Consider the following 23,768-nt stretch of genomic DNA (forward strand, 5'->3'; position numbering starts at 1 on the left):
TATTCAGCCATAAAAAACTAATTTGCAATACAATGAGCAAGCTCAAGTATTACAAATTGTGTTTTTATGTCTGAACTGTTACAATTTTTTTGAAAATAATATTGTAAATTATTTTAATAAATTGTAAAATAGTGCTATAGCTTTGAAAAATAAAAATACAAAAAAAGGAGAAGCATACTATGATAGCATGGTACAAATTTGATGATGAAAAAAATATTGGAGTAGATAGTTCAGGAAATGGTTTTGATGCCGTTCCTGCCGGGGATAATGCCCCCGTCATAAAGGATGTTGACGGAAGAAAGGCTGTTGTTATCAGCGGTGATGGAAAGGTCGCTAATTCATACATTAAACTTCCTGAAAATATCCTTAAGGGTGTTTCTGATGATGACGGTCTTTGCATTTCTTTCTGGATGAATCTCTCTAAAGGTGAGAATGTGTGGGAGAGACTTTTTGATTTCGGCTATTCTACAATGGGACCTTATTTCTTCCTTACGAGAAATCTACGGGCAAGCTGTTTTAGCGGGGCAGACCTTTTGGCTGATCCGGGAAAAGGATTTGCGGAGCACACATGGATTCATGTTGCAGTTGTTGTTCACGGTACGAAGAACGGAACACTCAGCAGTGCAGGTCCGCAGGTATATGTTGACGGTGAGCTTATAGCAGACGGTCTTATAAGTCAGACATCAAGCGGAAACTACAGAAGACTCAGAGAGTGGTTTGCAGGCCTTAAGGAGGACGGAAAATATGTAAATAACTTTATCGGCCGTTCACAGTTTGATGCAGACCCGGATGCAAATGTGGCACTTTCAGATTTCAGGATTTACGATTCTGCACTTTCAGAGGGTGATATAGTAGATATTGTGTGTGAGAGCATTTCAAAGAAAGATATTCTTGAGATGGTGTGCGAAAAATATCTCACTGCACCTGACAAGATAATAACAGAGGATATAGAACTTCCTACATCTTACATGGGAGGAAAGGTAAATGTCGTATGGAAGTCAGAGGATGAAGCTGTTTTAAGCTCTGATGGAAAAGTTGGGGATTTTGAGAAAGCTAAGTATATGAAACTTAGTGCAACGCTCTCTTTTGATGATGAGAAAAAGACTATTGAATATATGGTTACTGTTGTTCCAAAGACGGAAGTTCCATACGAACTCACTATTCATGCCGACCGTGAAAAGGTAAAGATAAGTGATACTCTCTACGGTCTTTTCTATGAGGATATAAACAATGCGGCAGATGGCGGTATATACGCTGAACTTGTAAATAATCGTTCATTTGAAGCGTTTACATATAATACATATGACCCGTCATCAGGGGAAAACGGAAAATCGACAGGAAGAAATCACACGCCGCTCGCATTCTGGTTTGGTGACACAGATAAGGTCACACCTAAGTGTGAGGGCGGTTTAAATGAGCATCTCGGAATTACAAAACCTGATACAAGTGAGTATTATGTTATTGCAAAGTCAGGTGCGGTGCTCTATAACAGAGGTTTCTGTGACACGACGGCGGCTCTCTCAATGTATCTTAAAAAAGATGAGAAATATGATTTTTCTATATGGGCTAAGAGTACAGACAATGTGGCAAAGATAAAGATAGCTCTTGTCGATGAGGATGATGTTTTGGTAAGTGACGAGAAAGAACTTGCTGGAATTTCTGACACATGGAAGAAATTTGGTGAGGATGAAAAGATTGTCCTTACTGCAAAAAAGACAGGATATGCACAGTTAAGACTTGCGTTTGAGGGCGAGATTTCAATAGATATGGTTTCTCTTATGCCTGAAAATGTATGGGGAGCAGGTGAAGAGAGCACAAGTGCTACAGCTCATGCAAACTATATTGGCAACAAGAATTATCGTTTAAGGAGAGATCTTGTTGAAGCCATGCGTGACCTTCATCCGAAATTCTTAAGATTTCCGGGTGGATGTATTTCAGAGGGTTCATTTATCTGGGAAAATGTATATGACTGGAAAGATTCGGTCGATGATATTGAATACAGAAAAGAAAACTTTAATGTGTGGGGATATATGATGACAATGGGACTCGGTTATATGGAATATTTCCAGCTTGCCGAGGACTTAGGTGCATCACCTCTTCCTGTCATGGCTTGCGGAGTGCTTTGTCAGGCACGTTCTGATTATGCAAATCCGGCAGGTGGAAGCCTTCAGGAGAAATATATTAAAAACTTTACAGACCTTATCGACTTTGCGATAAGTACCGACTGTAAAAATAATGAGTGGGCTGCTTTAAGAAAGAAGATGGGACATGAAAAGCCGTTTGATATGCACCTTTTAGGCGTTGGAAATGAAAACTGGGGCGAAGAATTTTTTGCAAGTTTTGAAGAATTTAAACACGCTATTGACGAGCATATGGAAAAGAATTATCCGGGTTATGACCTCACTATCATTTCAACGGTAGGTGCACAGGCAGATGATGATGCCTATAAGTTTGGATGGAGATATTTGAGCGGTAATCTTAAGGATAAGGGAGCTGTCATTGCATTTACTGACGGAAACGAGAGTTTTGATAAGGAAGTCGAGTGGTATAAATACCAGAAACATTATATGGAGACGGTAGCTGACGAGCATTATTACCGTTCAAATGCGTATTTATATGAAAATGCAGACAGATATGATTATTATTACAGGGCATACAATACAGATGGAACAATAGATGACAATAATTCATCAAAAGTATTTGTCGGTGAGTATGCATCATCGGATAAAAACACACTCGCCGGAGCGGTTGCAGAGGCAGCGGTCATGACAGGTTTTGAAAATAACTCAGATGTGGTAAGACTTGCGGCAACAGCACCACTGTTTAATAAGGTGCTCTCTGACGGAGCATACCGCTGGACACCTGATGCTATCTGGTTTGACAATGATTCGGTATGGTACACACCAAACTATTATGTTCAGCAGATGTTTGCAAAGTATATAGGTGACCGTGCCATTGACACATCATTTAAGATGTATGACAAAGACGAGAAGAAGCAGCTTATACCGCATGGAGGAGTATCAGTATCGGTAACTGAAGCTGATATGCTTTTACAGAAAATTGAGATAATCTCAAATGCAGACGGAAGTGTATTGTTCAGCCAGGATTTTGCAAATGAACTTAATGAGAAAATTTCACTGATACCGGGTTCGGAGAATTATGAAAAACAGGCAGATGGAATTTTGTTTAAGGCAACAAAAAAAGCAGCAAACGGAATTTATATATATGATGATAGTTGGACAGATTATAAAATAAATGTAACTGCAAAGAGAATATCAGGAAACGGCGGATTGTTTGTGGGAGCAGGTCTTACGGATATATCAGAGAAGAATAAAAATGTTGTTGAGTATGCTGTTTCAATGCACGGTTATCTCACAGGTGTAAGAGTCTTTAAGGACGGAAGTGAGGGCTACCGAATGGGTGACTACTCATCAAGTGAGCTTGCAGGAAATTTAAGAGAGTGCAATTTTGAGCCGCTTGAGGATGGAAAACAGTATGTATTTACCGTTAATTATGGATGCGGAGATGCGAGGGGACTTCAGATGTATTATACAGATGAGGCAGGAAACAAGAGTATAGTCCTTGACTATAAATTAAATGCATATAACAGAGTTGTATTTAATTCCGTAACAAGAGATGAAAAGAACATCTATGCAAAACTTGTAAATAAAGATAATGTTGCAAAGAAAGTATCAGTAAAACTTGATGCTTACAAAAAAGTTGCGAGTGCCGAAGTTGTAATGCTTACGGCGGATAAGGAGCTTGCCGGTGTTGCAAATGTGAATACTAAAGAAAAAGAATATGTCGTTCCCGTAAAATATCAGACAGCCGTAAATAATCAGACAGCAGAGATATTACTCCCTGCAAATTCAGTAGCGGTAGTAGTATTTTAAAGCAGAGGTAAAAATCATAGTGTCTGAAAATACGAGATGATTATAAAATGAAAGCAAAGATTTAACATTATTAAGGAAGTCCCCCACTTCTATTGCGTAGAGCAATAAGTGGGGGGGACTTGCTTGTATCAGGAGGGGTACAAGCCCCTTCTGATACATATGCTGCGGTAGCAGCTAATAGTGTTATGAGCAAGTAGCAGAGCGGATTGCGAATATCCGCTTGACTTAAATAAGAGGCTGTCACAGTAAGTATAATCTATACAAATGTAGCTGATGATAACAGATTTCTTATCTGTATATTGTATGAATAGAACTTAGCGTGACAGCCCTTATTTTTAAGCAATTCCAAAAGATTAGTGCGATTTTTGATCAAATAAAATTCTACATATTATTAACTGCATTTATGTTTCGCCATTCTCTTGGTGAGATATTATATATCTTCTTAAATGCACGCGAAAAATGAAGCTGGTTTTCATAGCCGACAGCTTTGCTTATATCTCCTATTGACATTTTTGTGAGTCTCAATAATTCAGTTGCCTTTATCATGCGGTAATTTATTAGAAATTCTTGTGGAGTCTGTTTTAATGTCTGTTTAAAGATTTTGCCAAAATAACTTCTGTTAATACCGAGTCGGTTTGCAATGTCAACTACGGAAATATCATTCTGAAAATTTTGTTCTATGTAAGTTATTGCCTCTTTTATATAGTAATCCTGAAGTTTGGTGCTGCCCTTTACTACAGTTGATACTGTTGAACGCATAAAATAATCAAGAAACAGATAAAGATGACCTATTATATTAAATATAGTTTCATCAGAGTGGGTTGCTATATATACGAGTTCTTCTTCCATTTTTTGGCTCATATCTCTTTTTTTTGTGTGAAATATCGGTCTGTCTAAAGAAAATCCTGCCGTATCCATAGCTTCTTTTGCACGAAGTCCGTCAAATTCTATCCACACATATTCCCATGGAAGTTCTTTGTCAGCTATATATGTTGTTATCTGATTAGGAAAGATTAAAAATCCCTCGCCGCTTTTAAGATGGTATGTTTTGGTAGTGCCGGTCGAATCATCGGCATATAAGGTGCCTGTTCCCGAAATTATATAGTGAAATAAAAAATGATTTCTTGCTGCAGGACCGTATGAGTGGGATGGAGAACATTGTTCCATACCAAATTGGTAAAGTCCAAGATCTATAAAGCGTTCGTTTGGAAAAATAGAAAAGTATAATTCATTTTCATTCATAGTCATACCTCGTTTCTAAGTAATGTGCGTTCTTTATAGTGTGAAAATTTAAATTAAAATTGTCTTTTTGGGGTACATATGGAAAATATACCATAATGCTAACTGATATATAAATAAGCTATGTGATGTTGCATATTGGTATAAAATTGCAAAAAGCAGACTATATCATATAGCATTATGAGATGTTATAATGTCTTTACAAGATATATATCGGACGAAAAAATAAAAGTTTGATTTGGATATGACAATATGCAATGTATTTTGGTGCATATATGTTGTAAAAGGAAGGAGAATAATCTTATGAAGCACAAAAAAGTGATGCTGACATTTTTGTTGGTGGCAGTAGCATCCATAACATATTTTACGGGATGCCAGAAAAGCAAAAAGTCAGGAAAGACAGTTATTGAGATGGTGCATTATAAGCCGGAGGCTGCTAATTATTTTAAAAAAGTTGAAAAGAAATTTAATGATTCGCATGATGATATCGAGTTAAAGATCGATTCGCCAAATGATGCAATGACAATATTGAAGACAAGATTTATCAGGGAGGATACTCCGGATATTATAGGAATTGGTGGAGATGTTAATTATTCAAATTTCCTTGATGCTGATATGCTGATGGATATTTCAGATTTTGACGGATTATCCGATATCAAGGAAACATATTTAAACATAAACAAAGATTTGGAATATATTCCGATGAAAGGAACTTATGCAGTACCTTATATGGCAAATGCGGCAGGAATTCTTTACAACAAAGATATGTTTAAGAAGTATGGATGGGAGATTCCTAAAACATGGACGGAATTTGTAAATCTCTGTAAAAAGATTAAAAAAGCAGGAGAACAGCCAATTTATTTAGGCTATAAAGATACATGGACATGCCTTGCACCATGGAATGCTCTTGCAGTAAGTATGTGTGATTCAGATCTTGCATATCAGGTAAATAGTGGAACAGCAACTTATTCAGGTGCTTATGCAGAAACAGCAACGAAAATAAAGGAACTTTTACAATATGCACAGAAAAATCCTGTTGCGTATGGATACAATGACGCATGTACAGCTTTTGCAAGAGGCAAGTCTGCAATGTACACAATAGGAAGTTATGCTATACCTCAGATAAAATCAGTAAATCCTGATATGAATATAGGTTCATTTGTATTTCCGGCAACTGACAAAACGGATGATAATCTGCTTAATTCAGGAAATGACCTAATGTTTTGTGTTATGAAGGAATGCAAGAATAAAGATGCTGCATATGAGGTTTTAAGATTTTTGCTTGAAGATGAAAATGTTCAGGAATATATGGATGATCAGAGTGCCGTACCTTGCAAGAAAGGTGATTTTACACTTGCGAAAGAGCTTATTGATATGAAAACATATATCGAGGAAGGAAAAGTTGCAGATTTTCAGGATCATCATTATCCGGCAGAAATGGATGTTGCAGCAATGATACAGACATATCTTCTTGACAAGAGTGATAATGCATTAAAAACATTCCTTAATAAATTTGATACTGAATGGGTGAGATATAATCGTGACATAATCGACAAGGTTAAAAAATATAAGGAAGAATCAAAATAGGAGGTAGACTATGAAAAAGAGTGCAAAATGGACTAAAAATGACAAAATTTTTCTTGCGGCTTTACTGCCGATATTAGTATTGTTTTTTGCTTTTAATACATTGCCACTTATCAAAGGGTTTTATTATGGACTTACTAATTATCGCGGATATGGAAGTTATGACTTTATAGGACTTAGAAATTTTAAAGATTTATTGTCTGATACGAGAGTTGTAAAATCATATCTGTTTACAATAAAATATTCGGTTGTTTTAACTATTGTTGTAAATGTCATAAGTCTTATTCTGGCATTGGGACTTAATAGAAAGATGAGATGCAAAAGTGCATTGAGAGGAATTTATTTTATACCTAACATACTTGGAGGTCTTGTTGTTGGATATATATTTAGTTTTATCTTTACATATATTCTTCCTACAATAGGAAATGTGACAGGAATAGGATTTCTTCAGAACAGTATGCTCGCAAGTACAAAGACAGCGTGGTTAGCTATTGTTATTGTGGGTGCATGGCAGGGCATAGCAATGAATACCATTATATATATATCGGGACTTCAGACAGTGCCGGAAGAGGTTTATGAGGCATCAATGGTGGATGGCGCGAGAGGATGGAAAAAGTTCTGGAAGATTACTTTTCCGCTTATCATTCCATTCTTTACTATAAATCTTGTTTTATGTATGAAAAATGCGATGATGGTATTCGACCAGATAATGTCATTGACAAAGGGTGGACCATCACAGAGTACGGAATCAATATCATATCTTATATATAACAATGGTATGAGTGGCGGTCAGTTTGGTTTTCAGAGTGCAAATGCATTTGTTTTCTTTGTTGTGATAGTAATCGTATCTGTTTTACAGATGAAATTCTTAAATGGTAAGGAGGAGCAGTTATGATGGAAAAGAAAAAAAGATTATCTCATGGAAAAATCGTACATTATATAATAAATGCACTTCTTGTGCTTGGAACTCTTACAGTATTGTTTCCGTTATATATGACAGTTATCATTGCATTTAAAAAGCCGTCAGAAATGACAAATGATATCTCAGGTGCATTATCACTGCCATCAAGCTGGAACCTTGACAATTTTGTAGAAGCTATCAAGATCACAGATTTCTGGCATACATTGGGAAACAGTCTTCTTATAACCTGTGTTACTGTTGTTTTATGTATCTTATTACATTCTCTTGCAGGATATGTGATAGGAAGAAAAATGGCAAAACACAAGATTTTTAAGGCATCTTATTATTACATAGTAAGTGGTATGTTCGTTCCTTTTGCAGTTTTGATGATGCCTCTTGTAAAGCAGACAGCACAGCTTGGCATTGCAAACAGATTTGGTGTTATAGTGCTATATACAGTATTTTTTATGCCGATGAATCTTATGCTTTATGCAGGATATCTGAAAAATATTCCTACTGCATTGGAGGAAGCTGCACATGTCGATGGAGCATCAGCATTTAAAATTTTCTGGAAGATAATATTCCCAAATATGAAACCGATGCATGCAACTGTTGCGATACTTACGGCGATGAGTACATGGAATGATGTGACTACACCTCTTGTAATATTATCAGGAACAGATCACAATACGCTGCCTATCGCACAGCTTAATTTCCAGTCACAGTTTGGAACAAATTATAATCTGGCATTTGCATCATATCTTCTTGCATTATTACCTATCCTTTTATTCTATGTAGTATGTCAGAAGCAGATTATGAATGGTGTAGTAAACGGTGCAGTAAAATAAAAGTGAGGTAAAAAATATGGCGATTATTTTTGATGAAAACAATAGATTGATAACATTAAATACAAAAAATTCCACATATCAGATGAAAATAGATGAATATGGATTTTTACTCCATCTTTATTATGGAAAAAGAACAAACGGAAATATGGATTATATTCTTGTAAACCTTGACAGGGGATTTTCAGGAAATCCATATGATGCCGGTGATAATAGAAAATATTCACTTGATGCACTTTTACAGGAATTTCCATGCAGAGGAGCAGGAGATTTTAGAAGTCCGGTGTTTGAGGTGAGATATGAGGATGGAAGTTTTGGATGTGATCTAAGATATGAGAGTCATATTATAAAAGATGGAAAATATGGGCTTTCAGGACTTCCGGCAGTTTATGAAAATAGTGATATGGACAAAGCACAGACATTAGAGATAACTTTGTCCGATAAAGTATCAGGGATAAAGGTCATATTATATTATGGTATTATCGAATCTCTTGATATTATTACAAGAGCTGCAAATGTTATAAATGAAAATAAGAATAATATATATATTGAAAAATTACAGAGTGCATGTCTTGATTTCGTTTCGGGAAATTTTGATCTGATCACATTTTATGGAAGACATGCAATGGAGAGAAATATACAGAGACAAAGTGTAGGTCATGGTTCATATCGGATAGGCAGCAGAAGAGGAACATCAAGTCATCAGTACAATCCGCTTATGATACTTGCAGACAGTGATGCAAATGAAGATTATGGAAATTGTTATGCTATGTCATTTGTTTATAGCGGAGGATTTTTAGGTGAGGCTGAAAAGGACCAGTATGGTCAGACGAGAATGCAGCTTGGACTTATGGAGGAACAGTTTTCTTACTGCCTGAAATCCGGTGAAAGCATTATAGCACCTGAGGTTATCATGTCATACAGCGATAGGGGATTAGCAGTTTTATCACAGAATCTGCATAAATGTATAAGAGAAAATGTGTGTAGAGGAAAATATAAAAATGAGGTAAGACCTGTGCTTGTAAACAGCTGGGAAGCTTCATATTTTGATATTGATAAAAATTCCATTGTAAATCTTGCAAAGAATGCCGCTGAACTTGGCGTAGAGATGCTTGTTATGGATGATGGCTGGTTTGGAAAAAGAGACGATGATAACAGTGGACTTGGTGACTGGTTTACAAATGAAAATAAGATAGGCTGTTCGTTAAAGGAACTTGTTGAAGCTGTAAATAACTGTGGCATTAAATTTGGCATATGGGTAGAACCTGAGATGGTAAATGAAGATAGTGATCTGTATAGAAAGCATCCTGACTGGGCATTTGCGGTTCCGGGGAAAAAACCTGTAAGGTCAAGAAACCAGCTGGTACTTGATTTTTCGAGAAAAGAAGTTGTTGACTATATTTATGATTCGATCACAAAAGTCATTGAGAGTGGAAATATAGAGTATATAAAGTGGGATATGAACAGAAGTATAGCAAATGTTTACAGCAATGAAGATAAGTATCAGGGAAATGTATATTATGATTATGTACTTGGATTATATGATTTCTTAGAGAGACTTAATAAAAATTATCCTGATATTCTTATTGAAGGTTGTAGTGGCGGCGGTGGAAGATTTGATGCCGGAATGCTTTATTATACACCACAGATATGGTGCAGTGACAATACGGATGCGATAGATAGAACAAAGATCCAGTATGGAACATCATTTGGCTATCCTGTTTCAGCAGTTGGCGCACATGTTTCAGCAGTTCCAAACCATCAGACAGGACGCAGTGTATCTATCGATACAAGAGGTGTTGTTGCAATGTCAGGAAGTTTTGGATATGAATTAGATTTGGGAAAAGTATCTGAAGCCGAGAAAAATACGATAAAGGAACAGATAAAAACATTTAAGAAAGAGGCAGAGCTTATTTATAATGGTCTATATTACAGACTTAGTGATCCATACAAAGATCCGGTAGCAGCATGGGAGTTTGTTTCAAAAGACGGAGATGATGTGCTTGTAAATGTTGTGTGCTTAAAGATGCATGGAAATATGCAGCCGTTGTATGTCAGATTTAAAGGATTAAATGAGAATGTTACATATAAAGATGTAAAGACAGGAAAAATATATCCTGCTGAGGCACTTATGAACATAGGAATGCCATTTATGCCGGAACTTGGGGAATATCAGAGCTGGCAGGTTGAGTTAAAGAGATGCTAGTGTATTGTAATGGAGTTGGGGCAGGTTTTACCTGCTTCAGCTCTAAATGATTATATACAGAAATGAGGTTTTATATGAAAAAGATTAAAAGTGATATGCCGGGAGATGTTGTTGAGATAGGACCTGATCAGAAAGAAAAAGCAGAAAATATATTTTCAAAACTTTTTGCTGAACTTAAAGAAAACATAGAAAATAAAGATAAGGTTGTTGTGTCATTATATGGAGGCTCAGGTTCAGGAAAGTCAAGTTTTGCTGTTTTGCTTGCACAGATGTTTGGCGAAAAAGGTATCGGATATTATGTTATTTCAGGTGATAATTATCCAAGAAGGATTCCTGTAGAAAATGACATGATGAGACAAAAAATATATGATGAATCGGGCGTAGATGGCTTGAGAAGATATTTATGCGGACCGGATGAGATAGATTATGACACTATAAATAACATACTTGAACAGTTTAAAAGCGGAAAAGATATCCTTAGCTTAAAAAGGATGGGAACTAAAAAAGAGGATATATGGTTTGAGGATGTTGATGTTTCAGATATAAGTATCATCATTTTGGAATGGACACATGGAAATAATGAGAATTTAAAAAATATAGATTATCCTATTTATCTGCATAGCACACCTGAGCTTACTTATCAGAGAAGAGTAAAAAGAAACAGAAATGCAAATGCGGGCAGTGATTTTATATCACTTGTTTTAAAACTAGAGCAGGAAAAACTTTTAGGACAGGTTGCGGGTGCAAAAATGATAGTTGATATAGATGGAAGTATAATTTCATATAAAGAGTATGTTGAAAAATATGAAGATTTTGACATAAGACCTATGCTTAATGTTTATCCCGACAGTATAAACGGAAATGTCAGCGGGCTTATTGAATTTATAAAAAGCTATACATCCGGGGCATTTTCATCAATTTATATGTTGCCGAGTGTATTTCATTCCGATCTTGACAGAGGATTTTCTGTAATCGATTATGATCTGGAGGGGACTATGGCTTCCAAAGAGGATATCAGGGAACTGTCAAATATGGGACTTACGCTAAAGATGGATTTTGTTATGAATCATCTTTCAGTAAACTCTCCTCAATTTAAGGATATATTAGAAAAGGGAGAAAAATCTGAATATAAAGATTTCTTTATCAATTGGAATTTATTCTGGGACGGATATGGACAATTAAATGAAGATGGAGTTTTGATACCTGACAAAAAATATACTGATAAAATGTTTTTTAGAAAACCGGGACTTCCTATCTTGATGGTTCGTATGCCGGATGGAAAGAAAGTACCATACTGGAATACTTTTTATCAGAAAGTGGAATGTGACAGCGATGGAAATGAAAGATATCTTGGGCAGATGGATCTTAATATAAAATCTGAGCTTGTATGGGATTATTATAGGGAGGTGTTGAAAAAACTCGCATTGTATGGAGTGAAGATAGTCCGTCTCGATGCTTTTGCATATGCACCAAAAGAGCCGGGAGAAAAAAATTTCTTAAATGAGCCGGGAACATGGGAACTTCTTTCAAAGGTATCAGAGGAAGCTAAAGTTTATGACCTTAAACTTTTACCTGAGATTCATGCAGGATATAATGAGAAGATATATGAAAAGATTGCAAAAAAAGGTTATATAACATATGACTTCTTTATGCCGGGACTTATTATAGATGCTATTGAAAATAAAAATGGTGATACGCTTGTCAGATGGGGAAAAGAAGTAATTGAGAAAAATATATCAACAGTTAATATGCTTGGCTGCCACGACGGGATACCTCTTCTCGATCTGAAAGGTCTGATACCAGAGGAAAGAATACAGGGACTTATTGATACTATCGTAAATCGTGGAGGCTATATAAAAAATCTTCATGGTCAGAAAAATATATATTATCAGGTTAATTCAACCTTTTACAGTGCATTGGGAGAAGATGACAAGAAGATGCTCGTTGCAAGGGCCTTGCAGTTGTTTATGCCTGGTAAACCGCAGATATGGTATCTTGATCTGTTTGCCGGTAAAAATGATCATGAGGCAGTCAGAAAGGCTGGAAAGGATGGTCATAAGGAAATCAACAGAACAAATCTTGACACAGCGTATATATTGGAAAACGCAGACAGAGATGTTGTAAAAAGGCAGATAGAAATGATTGCTTTTAGAAATACCTGCAGTGTATTTAAGAAAGCAGCGAGGATAGAATTTACTTCATATGATACAATATTAAAAATAAAATGGAGTTACAAGTCAGAATCAGCAGAGCTTACGGTAGATTTTGAAAAAATGGAATATACTATAAATGAAAAAATAGCATAAATGATATTAGCTGTTCGCATCACAGGTGTGAACAGCTATCTTTGATTTTATGTTTGTTAAAATATCACATCTTGCAATAACATAAGGTTTCGTGTAAAATGTGTAATTGAGAAAATAAATTACTGCTGATTCACAATCTTTAAATTTAAAGCAGTTTGTGTGACAATGAGTGGATCTGGCTGTAATGATACTGAAAGGCGGGTTAAATTAGAATGTTTAAGATTAATGACAATTATTTAAAATTACCTGGTAGTTATCTTTTTTCTACCATTGGAAAGAAAGTAGCAGCATATACGGCAGCAAATCCTGATAAAGAAGTTATAAAGCTTGGTATCGGAGATGTTACATTACCACTTGCACCTGCTGTTATAAAGAGACTTCACAGTGCGGTTGACGAGATGGCAGTAAAAGAGACATTTAAGGGATATGCTCCTGACCTCGGATATGAATTTCTTCGTACAACTATCGTAGAGAACGATTACAAGGCAAGAGGATGCGATATTGCGGCAGATGAGATTTTTGTAAGTGACGGTGCAAAGAGTGATTCAGGAAATATCGGAGACATATTCGCAGTTGACAACAAGATTGCCGTATGCGACCCTGTTTATCCTGTATATGTAGATACAAACGCCATGGCAGGCCGTACAGGTGTATATAACCCTGAAACAGAAAAGTGGTCAGATGTTATCTATATGCCATGCACAAAAGAAAACAACTTTGTTCCTGAACTTCCTAAGGAAGAGCCTGACATTATTTATCTCTGCTTCCCTAACAATCCTACAGGAACAACTATTACAAAAGACCAGTTACAGGTATGGGTTGACTATGCCTTAAAGATAGGTGCGGTTATCATCTATGATGCTGCTTACGAAGCATATATTTCTACTGAAAATGTACCTCATTCAATCTATGAGTGTGAGGGTGCAAAAGGATGTGCCATCGAACTTAGAAGCTTTTCAAAAAATGCAGGATTTACAGGTACAAGACTTGGATTTACAGTAATCCCTAAAGAACTTAAATGCGGTGATGTAATGCTTCACAGTCTTTGGGCACGCCGTCACGGAACTAAGTTTAACGGTGCTCCTTATATTATTCAGGCAGCCGGTGCAGCAGTTTACACTGATGAGGGAAAGAAAGAGACTAAAGAGCAGATAGCATATTATATGAACAATGCCAAGATAATAAGAGACGGTCTTACAGGTGCAGGCTATGAAGTTTACGGTGGTGTTGATGCTCCATATATATGGCTTAAGACACCTGACAAGATGACTTCATGGGAGTTCTTTGATTATCTCCTTGAAAATCTTAACATTGTCGGAACACCTGGTTCAGGATTTGGACCAAGTGGTGAGGGCTACTTTAGACTGACAGCATTCGGAAGTCTTGAGAATACAAAGAAAGCAATGGAGCGTATCAAAGCAGGTAAAGCGTGATGACAAGCGGCAGGGTGTTGTTACTTACAGGCTTGCCGAATTTATAGTAAATGTGATGCATATTTATGCTGCATTTAAAGTCATGAATTTAAAAGTGAGGAATTATATTGAAAAAGTGTATAGTTAGAGCGATGGGTATCGTACTTACCGCCGGACTTGTCATAACTTCGGTGGCAGTACAAAAAAATGTGGTATCGGCAGATGCAGTTACGGGAACTTCAAAATATATTGCATTTGGAGCAGACCTTAATGCAAAAGAAAAGGCGGCGGTACTCGACGGATTTGGCATTACCGAAAGTGATCTGTCAGATTATAAGACGATAGAGATTACAAATAAAGATGAGCATGATTATCTCGGTGATTATATGTCGGACTCCGTTATTGGGACAAGAGCATTGTCATCTGTTATGGTAGTGAAAGCAGATGAAAACAGTGGTGTAAATGTTTCGACAAAGCATATTACCTACTGCACATCTGGTATGTATTGTAATGCACTTGTCACTGCAGGTCTTTCAGATGCAAAGGTGACTGTTGTCGGACCATTTGATATATCAGGTACATCTGCACTTGTTGGTGCGATGAAAGCCTATTCCGTTATGACGGGTGAAGAAATATCCGAAAAGACGATGGATACTGCGACAGATGAGCTTGTAACAACTGCGGAAGTTGCCAAAAATGTTGGTGATAAGCAGAAAGTCACGGAGCTTGTGGCAGCAGCAAAGAAAGCAGTGTTTGAGGATCAGCTTTCATCTGAGACGGATATAAGGGATGCTATTGAACAGGCTGCCAATGAACTTAGTATCGACATTTCGGATGATGATGTTGAAAAACTGACAAACATGATGATGAAAGTGTCTAAAGAGGATATAGATCCTGGCACGATCGCAAAGCAGGCATCTGATATATATAACAAATTAAAAGAAAAAGGTATTGACCTTGCAAATGTAGATACAAAGGGACTCGGTGAGAAAATAGGCGATTTCTTTGGCAATATATTTACGGCGATAGCAAACTTTTTCTCAGGTTTGTTCGGATAAAATAAATTAAAAATCTGAGACTCACCCCAATGAGTGAGTCTCTTATGTTTAAAATAACTCTTTAAATGTAAAAGTTTTTGTCTGTTGTCTGCAAACCGGATGCGGACGGCAGTTATTTTGGCTAATATGAAGTGAGGTTGAATATGGCAAATATTATTTCTGATGAAACAATAGATTATGTTGGAATTCTCGCAAAGCTTGAACTTAGTGATGAAGAAAAAGAAAAAGCTAAAAAAGACATGGAAGAAATGCTCGATTATATAGACAAGTTAAATGAGCTTGATACATCGGATGTTGAACCAATGTCTCATGTATTCCCCGTAAACAATGTGTTCAGGGAAGATGTGGTTACAAACGGTGATGGCACGAAGCAGACGCTTGCAAATGCACCTGAAAAAAAAGATGACAGTTTTGTTGTGCCAAAAACCATTGTAGGATAGAGAATGGAGGAAAGTTATGTCTTTGATGAATCTTACAGCTGTTGAGCTGGGAAAAAAGATTAAAAATAAAGAAGTTACGGTAGTGGAAGCTACAAAGGCTGCTCTTGATGCCATTGATGCAAAAGAAGACAAAGTAAACAGCTTTGTGACTGTTGACAGGGAGGGTGCATTAAAAAGAGCAGAGGAAGTTCAGAAACTTATAGACGATGGAAAACTTGACGGACCGCTTGCGGGTGTTCCGGTTGCGATAAAAGATAATATGTGCACAGAGGGACTTCTTACTACATGCAGTTCTAAAATTCTTGGAAATTTTGTCCCTACATTTACATCTGAGGCAGTATTAAATCTTGAAAAAGCAGGAGCTGTCATTCTTGGCAAGACAAATATGGATGAGTTTGCCATGGGAAGTACAACAGAGACTTCCGCATACGGCGAAACTAAAAATCCGTGGAATTTAGAGCATGTTCCGGGTGGTTCTTCAGGCGGTTCATGTGCGGCAGTTGCGGCAGAAGAGTGTTTTTATGCACTCGGTTCTGACACCGGCGGATCTATAAGACAGCCAAGTTCATTCTGTGGTGTTACGGGTATAAAGCCGACTTACGGAACGGTATCGCGTTACGGACTTATCGCTTACGGTTCATCGCTTGACCAGATAGGACCTGTTGCAAAAGATGTCACCGATTGTGCTACTATTCTTGAGATAATAGCTTCACATGATGAAAAGGATTCAACTTCCGTTAAGAGAGATGACCTTGATTTCACATCTGCACTTGTGGATGATGTAAAAGGCATGAAAATAGGTATTCCTAAAGATTATCTCGGTGAGGGACTTGACAGCGAAGTAAAAGATGCAATCCTAAACGCTGCAAAGGTTCTTGAAGAAAAAGGTGCGATAGTTGAGGAGTTTGATTTAAGCCTCGTTGAGTATGCTATCCCTGCATATTATGTTATCGCCTGTGCTGAGGCAAGTTCAAATCTTGCGAGATTTGACGGTGTGAAATACGGATACCGCACAGAAGAGTACGACGGACTTCACAATATGTATAAAAAGTCCCGCTCAGAGGGCTTTGGAGCAGAAGTAAAGAGAAGAATAATGCTCGGTTCTTTCGTTTTGAGTTCGGGATATTATGATGCGTATTATCTTAAGGCACTCAGGACAAAGGCTCTCATAAAGAAAGCATTTGATGAAGCATTTGCAAAATACGATGTTATTTTAGGACCGGCTGCACCTACAACAGCACCAAAGCTTGGTGAAAGTTTAAGTGATCCTCTTAAGATGTATCTTGGAGATATATACACTATTTCGGTAAATCTTGCCGGACTTCCGGGTATAACTGTTCCATGCGGAACGGATTCAAAAGGTCTGCCGATAGGTTTACAGCTTATTGGTGACTGCTTTAAGGAAAAAAACATTATACGTGCAGCATACAGTTTTGAGCAGACAAGAGATTTTAAACACAGTCCGCTTGCAGAATAATGGAAAAGAGGTAAAGTATGAAACAGTATGAAACAGTCATCGGATTGGAAGTACATGTAGAGCTTGCCACAAAGACAAAGATTTTTTGCGGATGTTCTACAGAGTTTGGCGGCAAGCCAAATTCACATACCTGTCCTGTATGTACGGGTATGCCGGGTTCACTTCCTGTACTTAATAAAAAGGTTGTTGAATATGCCGCAGCAGTAGGTATTGCCACAAACTGTACTATTACACAAAATTGCAAATTTGACAGAAAGAATTATTTTTATCCTGATAATCCTCAGAATTATCAGATTTCACAGTTGTACCAGCCGATCTGCCGCAACGGTCATATTGATATAGAGACAGAGAGCGGTGTCAAAAAGAGCATCGGAATACATGAGATACACATGGAAGAAGATGCCGGAAAGCTCGTGCATGATGAGTGGGGTGAAAGTTCACTTGTAGATTTCAACCGTTCAGGTGTACCGCTTATCGAGATAGTATCTGAGCCGGATATGAGGTCTGCTGAGGAAGTTATCGCATATCTTGAAAAGTTAAGACTTATTGTTCAGTACCTCGGTGCTTCTGATTGTAAATTACAGGAGGGTTCAATGCGTGCTGATGTGAACCTTTCGGTAAGGGAAGTCGGAGCGGCAGAGTTTGGCACGAGAACGGAGATGAAGAACCTTAATTCTTTCAAAGCTATCGCAAGAGCGATAGAAGGAGAGAGAGAGCGTCAGATAGACCTTATCGAAGCAGGAGAAAAGGTTGTTCAGGAGACAAGAAGATGGGATGATACAAAAGAGTATTCTTATGCTATGCGTTCAAAAGAGGATGCACAGGATTACAGATACTTCCCTGAGCCTGACCTTGTACCTATTATCATAAGTGATGAATGGCTTGACGAGATAAAGAAAAACCAGCCTGAGTTTAGGGATGAGAAATTCAAGAGATATATTGAAGAATACAAACTTCCTGAATATGATGCGGACATTCTTACGGGGAATAAGCATCTTGCTGATCTTTTTGAAGCTACAACGGCAATATGCAACAATCCTAAAAAGGTTTCTAATTGGCTTATGGTCGAGACAATGCGTCTTATGAAAGAAAATGAGATGGAGCCTGAACAGCTTAAGTTCTCGCCTGAAAATCTTGCGAAACTTATAAACCTTGCAGAAAGCAGGGTTATAAACAGCTCAGTTGCAAAAGAAGTCTTTGAAAAGATATTTAACGAGGATATTGATCCTGAGAAATATGTCGAGGAAAATGGTCTTAAAAATGATACTGATGATGGAGCTTTAAAAGAGACTATCGAAAAGATAGTTGCCGACAATCCACAGTCAGTAGAGGATTATCACAGTGGAAAGAAAAAGGCTATCGGTTTCCTTGTGGGTCAGACGATGAAAGCAACACAGGGAAAGGCTGATCCGGGAATGATAAACCAGATATTAAAAGAGATACTTGACAAATAAAGAATATGATGTAAGTGTCAAAAGTATAAAATTCGATTTTGTCTGCACAAATGAGCATTATAGACTTATTGACACTCATAGTCATAATATAAAAACTGCCTGATGCATCAGGGTGTGAACGGCAGTGTTAAAATGGAGGTAAGGTATGGGTGCTGAAAAAAGAAGAAGTAAGAGAATACCGATAACAATGCATCTTGATGTATCATCATTGTTTAAACAGGATAATGTTCATGTAAAGAACATAAATGCACCTATTGAGATAACGGATATTTCAAGAAATGGTATCGGATTTGTCGCAAAAAGTGTTTTGCCTATTGGATTTTATTTTAATTCAAGACTTGAATTTGAAAAGAAGAATGACAGTTTAAACTGCGTGGTTCAGATAGTCAGAAGAAAACAAAAAGATGATGGTACAACGCTTTACGGTTGTGAATTTGTAGGTATGCCGTCGATATTTGACTATATATTTGACGATATAGAAAATGAGTATTTGAAAAATCATTCTGACGATGAAAAAATGAATAATTGATTATTGTAAAGCCCCCGGTCTGTCTATAGATGTACCGGGGGCTTATTTAATGCATAGGAAAATGTTCGTAAAGTAGTGTGAATAAGGGCGAAACGCAGGTTTTGCCCTTATTTAAGCCCTTATATCAAACGAGAACCGTTTCATATCGGTTGTCTGTTGTGTGTTTATCTTTGCATTGATAAATTCATCTACAGTGCTGGTGCTTGCATCAGCTTTTTCTATTTTTACATGACAAGCATAACCCTGTGAGTTTAATGCATCTTTTAAAAGGCCGGCATTTGTCGAGAGAAGATCTATCGACCTGTCATTGTCGGATATGAACTTAGTGTTTATCTCATTGTGGTTTTTATCGAGATATACATCAAGTGCACCGAGATTTTCCATATCAAGATGCAGTAATACATGTATGTTGTTTGGGTCTTTCCTCAGCTTTTCCTTTTTGGTGTAGACATAAAGGTCGCCGTGTGTATTCTGGTTTCTTAATTTTAAAGGCATCTGAAAATACGAAAATGCTTCGCTTAATGTTTTCATAAAATCAATGTTGCTCTGTGCATCTCTTGCCTGACTGCCGAGACTGTCGGAATCGTCACCTGAGAGATTGGTACTTATAAGTGAATCGAAATCTTTTAACTGTTTTTGCATCTTGTTATAAAAATTATTTATGTTTTCACCGTCTTTTAATTTTTGTGGTGAGAGCAGCCAGTTACTTTCAAGTACCTTTGAAAATATGGATTCAAAGGACTGTGACCTGAAAAGTTCATTTATTGTTTCGGGGTCAGAGAGCGGTATAAGATTTTTGATTACGGTAAGCACTTCTTTTGCGGTGGCATCACCTGATGTAATCTTCATGATAAGGGCTTTGCTGACCGGAAGTTTTGATAATGTACTTAACAGTTCATTTCTTGCGTCTTTGTCAAGGAATGTGCTTAGATAATCGTTTTCAATGCCAAGTGAGTTAAACTTTTCGCAAAGTGTGTCAATGACCGTTCCGGAGGTTGAAATTTCCCTGTTGTCAGTATTTTGTGATGACTGCTGAAGCATGTTGTTGATGGAATTTTTTGCCGTCTCGGTAATATTGTGAAGAAACTTTGCGGCAAATCCTATCCTGTTCTCGGATGTATTCCCCTTTGGAAGTTCCTCAATTACATTTTTTGCGTTTTCAGTATCGGCAGTATTTTTTGGTTCTTCCAAAGCTTCTGTATCAGCCGATTCTGCATTTTCAATGTTTTCATTTATCGTAGGGATGTTCTTAAATAAGTCAGAGTTTTTAAGCACTGAAATATCGGTTGCAGATTCGAGAGTACTGTCTATATTTAAAAGTGTCTGTTGAAACAGTTCATTTGTGGCATCCATACCGCCGGGAAAGACAAGTGACTTGCCGCCTGCGGAGTCCCTAAGCATCGTAAGTGCATCTCTTAGAGAGAGAGTACCGTTTTCAAGCTGTTCTAAAGTGTCCTCGGTCATTGCCGTACCCGATAAAAGATTTAAAAGTTCATTTCTCTGTTCGCTGCTGAGAAATGAAATTGTCTGCGGCTGTGAGGTATTATTTGCCTTGTCAAAGGACTGAAACAATATATCTATAAGTTTTTCACCAAATGCGGCAACAGATGAGGAGGCTGCATTCTCAGAAAGAGAACTGAGGAGCTCCGGTATCTGTTCTGAAAGTGATGAAAGCTTGTCTATAAGGTGGTAAGTTCCATGCCTGTAGCTTGAAAACTGGGTCACGGTGTCTTCATTTATATCCATCATAAGACGGTTCATTATCGCTAATGTTGAAAAGTCCTCTGTCTTGCAATCGTATGCCTGCTGCATAAGTGACTGGATAGAGTTCTTGTTTATAGGGAGGAGATTGTCCATAAGAGCCTTTACAGTTGCCTGGTTGTGCTCAGTGTTTGGAAGTCCCGCTTCTTCAAGTGCTTTATTGATAAGGTTAAGTTCAGTATCAGAGTAGCTGTTTGATACTGGTGAAAGAAGTATTTGACCGGGATTTGGGCTGCTGAGCGAAAAAGCGGCGGTCTGTCCGATGGAAAGTTTTGAACTGTCAGCTATATATCCTTTTAAAATGGTATTGTTGTCGAGAGTGACAGTTATCTGGTTTCCTCTGAGGTCGGAAATCTCACCTTTGACGATGTCACCTGCTTTTAACTGTGTGGCACTTCTTGCAACGCCGTAATCACTGTTGCCGCCCGGAGTCCTTGAAATATTTCCGGGATTTTGAGCACCTGCACTATTGGTTCCCGATGCAGCGGTTCTTGCCCGGTTCTGTCCGCCAGCCGTCTGGCTATTCATTCTGTTTGTGTTTAATGAATTTATTCTGCTTGCATTATTATCCATAATACTCCTCATTTCAATGTGTTAGTTTCTACTATTATAATGATTTCCGGGGCAAAAGCTGTTTTGACCCTTGCATCATAATAATACTTATAAAGAGATTTGCAAAGTCATTTAAGTATTATATTTATTATATCGACTTTAAAGGTGAAAAAATATAATGGTTCATTTTCTTGTTTTTTGACTGAACTGTAATAAAAAATAAAAAAAGTTTCAAAATACTCTTGACAAGATTTTGTATGCGTGCTATCTTACTTTATAGATGTTAGCACTCCACTACAAAGAGTGCTAACAGAGAAGCAGAAGGGAGTGGTTAAGTGGAGTTAGATGATAGGAAGTTAAAGATACTTCAAACGATTATCAGGACTTATCTTGAAACCGGAGAGCCGGTAGGTTCAAGAACGATTTCAAAAGATACTGACCTCAATCTAAGTTCAGCGACTATTCGTAATGAAATGTCTGATCTTGAGGAGATGGGATATATCATCCAGCCTCATACATCGGCAGGCAGGGTTCCTTCTGATAAAGGTTATCGTCTTTATGTAGATACGATGCTCGATGACAAGACGAGTGAGGTTATGAACCTTAAGGATGAGCTGGAACAGAAAGCAGGAAAGATAGATGTATTGCTTAAGCAGGTTGCAAAGCTGCTCGCAAACAATACAAATTATGCGACACTTGTTTCAGGACCGAGATATGAGTCAAAGAAAGTTAAGTTTATACAGCTCACACAGGTTGATGCCGACAGCATACTTGCTGTTATAGTTCTTGACAACAATGTAGTTAAAAATGAGATGGTGCGAGTTGAGGGTGATATAGACCAGGAAATGATGGTAAAGTTAAATTTTATATTAAATACCACATTGAACGGACTTGATGTTACCGAGATGAACCTGGCCATCATCAGAAAGATAAAGGAACAGGTCGGCAGTCATACGGAGGTCATTGATTCAGTCTTGGAGGTTATCGGAAAGGCACTTACGGAAGATGATGATCTGGAGATATATACAAGTGGAGCAACAAATATTTTGAAATATCCTGAGCTCTCGGATAAGGCGAGTGCAACGGAGTTACTCAATGCGTTTGAGGAAAAAAATATTATAGGTGACTGGCTTGATACGGCAGAGTCGGAATCAGGAGAAAACGGTCAGGGCAAGAGTAAGCCGGGCGACACTCATGATATTCAGGTTTACATTGGAAATGAGACAAAAGTAGATACCATGAAAGATTGTTCGGTTGTAACGGCAACATACAAGATTCACGAAGGTGTATATGGAAAGATTGGTATCGTCGGACCAAAGCGAATGGATTATGATAAGGTTGTAAGTACATTACAGTCGCTTATGTCTGAGCTTGATGATATATTCAAAAAAAAGCAAAAATAGAGAGGTGGCAGGGAATTGGCAGCAGAGAATAAAGATATAGAAAAAGATATTGATATTGAAGAAGTAAAAGAAGATAATACCGCAGATGAAGCTGTTGAGGAAGAAAAAGCAGCGGAGGATGCAAAAGATAAAAAAGAAGAGGCTTCAAAGGAAGCAGCTCCAAAGAAAGAAAAGAAATTCGGCAAGAAAAAGGATAAGGCAGTTGAAAAGCTCGAGGAGAAAGTTAAAGAGCTTGAAGATATGAGGGTGAGACAGCTTGCCGAGTTTGAAAACTTCCGCAAACGTTCTGAAAAAGAAAAGAGTCAGATGTTTGAAGTCGGAGCAAAGAGTGTTATCGAAAAGATTCTTCCGGTTATTGACAATTTTGAGAGAGGATTACAGGGAGTACCTGAGGAAGAAAAAGACGCACCGTTTGTCAAAGGTGTTGAGATGGTTTATAAACAGATGCTCACAGCTTTCGATGAGATGGGAGTTAAACCTATAGATGCAGTTGGAAAAGAATTTGATCCAAATCTTCACAATGCTGTTATGGCTGTCGATGATGATTCATTGGAGAGCGGAACAGTTGCAGAGGAAATGCAGAAAGGCTATATGTATAAAGAAAGTGTCGTAAGACACAGTATGGTAAAAGTAGTTAATTAGTTTTATCAGTTATTTTTCTAATAAATAATATATGAAATAAAGAGATTATGATATAGGAGGCAATCA

16 protein-coding genes are annotated in these 23,768 nt (G+C 37.5%); 14 read left to right on the forward strand and 2 right to left on the reverse strand.

Annotated elements, in window-relative coordinates; all coding sequences use genetic code 11:
- Positions 1 to 179: 179 nt before the first annotated feature.
- A complete protein-coding gene (locus DW721_RS10210; protein ID WP_118745687.1) occupies positions 180 to 3,893 on the forward strand; it encodes an alpha-L-arabinofuranosidase C-terminal domain-containing protein in 3,714 nt (1,237 codons plus the stop codon).
- Positions 3,894 to 4,274: 381 nt separating this feature from the next.
- Here DW721_RS10210 and DW721_RS10215 read toward each other — a convergent pair whose 3' ends face one another.
- Complete coding sequence (locus tag DW721_RS10215; protein WP_118745688.1) at positions 4,275 to 5,135, reverse strand: AraC family transcriptional regulator; 861 nt, start codon at positions 5,133 to 5,135, stop codon at positions 4,275 to 4,277.
- Positions 5,136 to 5,435: 300 nt separating this feature from the next.
- Here DW721_RS10215 and DW721_RS10220 point away from each other — a divergent pair, with 300 nt between their 5' ends.
- The 11 genes from DW721_RS10220 (at position 5,436) to DW721_RS10270 (ending at position 19,344) form a co-directional block, all read left to right on the forward strand.
- The gene (locus DW721_RS10220) at positions 5,436 to 6,719 is read left to right on the forward strand and encodes an extracellular solute-binding protein (RefSeq protein ID WP_118745689.1); all 1,284 of its coding nucleotides are present in this window, start codon (positions 5,436 to 5,438) and stop codon (positions 6,717 to 6,719) included.
- A 10-nt stretch (positions 6,720 to 6,729) separates the two neighbouring features.
- Complete coding sequence (locus tag DW721_RS10225) at positions 6,730 to 7,611, forward strand: sugar ABC transporter permease (RefSeq protein WP_118745690.1); 882 nt, start codon at positions 6,730 to 6,732, stop codon at positions 7,609 to 7,611.
- Positions 7,608 to 8,465: a carbohydrate ABC transporter permease gene (locus DW721_RS10230; RefSeq protein ID WP_118745691.1), complete on the forward strand. Its 858-nt coding sequence runs from the start codon at positions 7,608 to 7,610 to the stop codon at positions 8,463 to 8,465. The genes DW721_RS10225 and DW721_RS10230 overlap by 4 nt, the downstream gene beginning before the upstream one ends.
- A 16-nt stretch (positions 8,466 to 8,481) precedes the next feature.
- Entirely contained in the window at positions 8,482 to 10,668 is a 2,187-nt protein-coding gene (locus tag DW721_RS10235) for an alpha-galactosidase (protein WP_118745692.1), read from the forward strand.
- Positions 10,669 to 10,742: 74 nt separating this feature from the next.
- Entirely contained in the window at positions 10,743 to 12,974 is a 2,232-nt protein-coding gene (locus DW721_RS10240; RefSeq protein WP_182436291.1) for an alpha-amylase family glycosyl hydrolase, read from the forward strand.
- A gap of 212 nt (positions 12,975 to 13,186) precedes the next feature.
- Positions 13,187 to 14,407 (forward strand): LL-diaminopimelate aminotransferase, encoded by a 1,221-nt coding sequence (locus DW721_RS10245; protein WP_022014688.1) that lies wholly within the window; start codon positions 13,187 to 13,189, stop codon positions 14,405 to 14,407.
- A 107-nt stretch (positions 14,408 to 14,514) separates the two neighbouring features.
- A complete protein-coding gene (locus tag DW721_RS10250; protein WP_243035992.1) occupies positions 14,515 to 15,444 on the forward strand; it encodes a DUF1002 domain-containing protein in 930 nt (309 codons plus the stop codon).
- A 143-nt stretch (positions 15,445 to 15,587) separates the two neighbouring features.
- On the forward strand, positions 15,588 to 15,884 hold the full coding sequence (gene gatC / locus DW721_RS10255) for an Asp-tRNA(Asn)/Glu-tRNA(Gln) amidotransferase subunit GatC (RefSeq protein WP_118745694.1): 297 nt from the start codon (positions 15,588 to 15,590) through the stop codon (positions 15,882 to 15,884).
- Positions 15,885 to 15,900: 16 nt separating this feature from the next.
- On the forward strand, positions 15,901 to 17,361 hold the full coding sequence (gene gatA, locus DW721_RS10260; protein ID WP_055942607.1) for an Asp-tRNA(Asn)/Glu-tRNA(Gln) amidotransferase subunit GatA: 1,461 nt from the start codon (positions 15,901 to 15,903) through the stop codon (positions 17,359 to 17,361).
- 17 nt (positions 17,362 to 17,378) lie between these two features.
- A complete protein-coding gene (gatB, locus tag DW721_RS10265; RefSeq protein ID WP_022014692.1) occupies positions 17,379 to 18,815 on the forward strand; it encodes an Asp-tRNA(Asn)/Glu-tRNA(Gln) amidotransferase subunit GatB in 1,437 nt (478 codons plus the stop codon).
- Positions 18,816 to 18,960: 145 nt separating this feature from the next.
- Entirely contained in the window at positions 18,961 to 19,344 is a 384-nt protein-coding gene (locus tag DW721_RS10270) for a PilZ domain-containing protein (protein WP_118745695.1), read from the forward strand.
- 111 nt (positions 19,345 to 19,455) lie between these two features.
- Here the strand turns inward: DW721_RS10270 and DW721_RS10275 are convergent, their stop codons facing one another.
- On the reverse strand, positions 19,456 to 21,678 hold the full coding sequence (locus tag DW721_RS10275; RefSeq protein ID WP_182436292.1) for a flagellar hook-length control protein FliK: 2,223 nt from the start codon (positions 21,676 to 21,678) through the stop codon (positions 19,456 to 19,458).
- Between the two features lie 314 nt (positions 21,679 to 21,992).
- On the opposite strand from DW721_RS10275, the gene hrcA reads away from it, so the two are divergent.
- Together hrcA and grpE are read left to right on the forward strand one after the other, a co-directional pair.
- Entirely contained in the window at positions 21,993 to 23,060 is a 1,068-nt protein-coding gene (hrcA, locus tag DW721_RS10280; RefSeq protein ID WP_055942600.1) for a heat-inducible transcriptional repressor HrcA, read from the forward strand.
- A gap of 15 nt (positions 23,061 to 23,075) precedes the next feature.
- Positions 23,076 to 23,702: a nucleotide exchange factor GrpE gene (gene grpE / locus DW721_RS10285; RefSeq protein WP_118745697.1), complete on the forward strand. Its 627-nt coding sequence runs from the start codon at positions 23,076 to 23,078 to the stop codon at positions 23,700 to 23,702.
- The last annotated feature ends 66 nt before the right edge of the window (positions 23,703 to 23,768 follow it).

The organism is Clostridium sp. AM27-31LB (genome assembly GCF_003480745.1).
Classification (GTDB): Bacteria; Bacillota; Clostridia; order Lachnospirales; family Lachnospiraceae; genus Butyribacter; species Butyribacter intestini.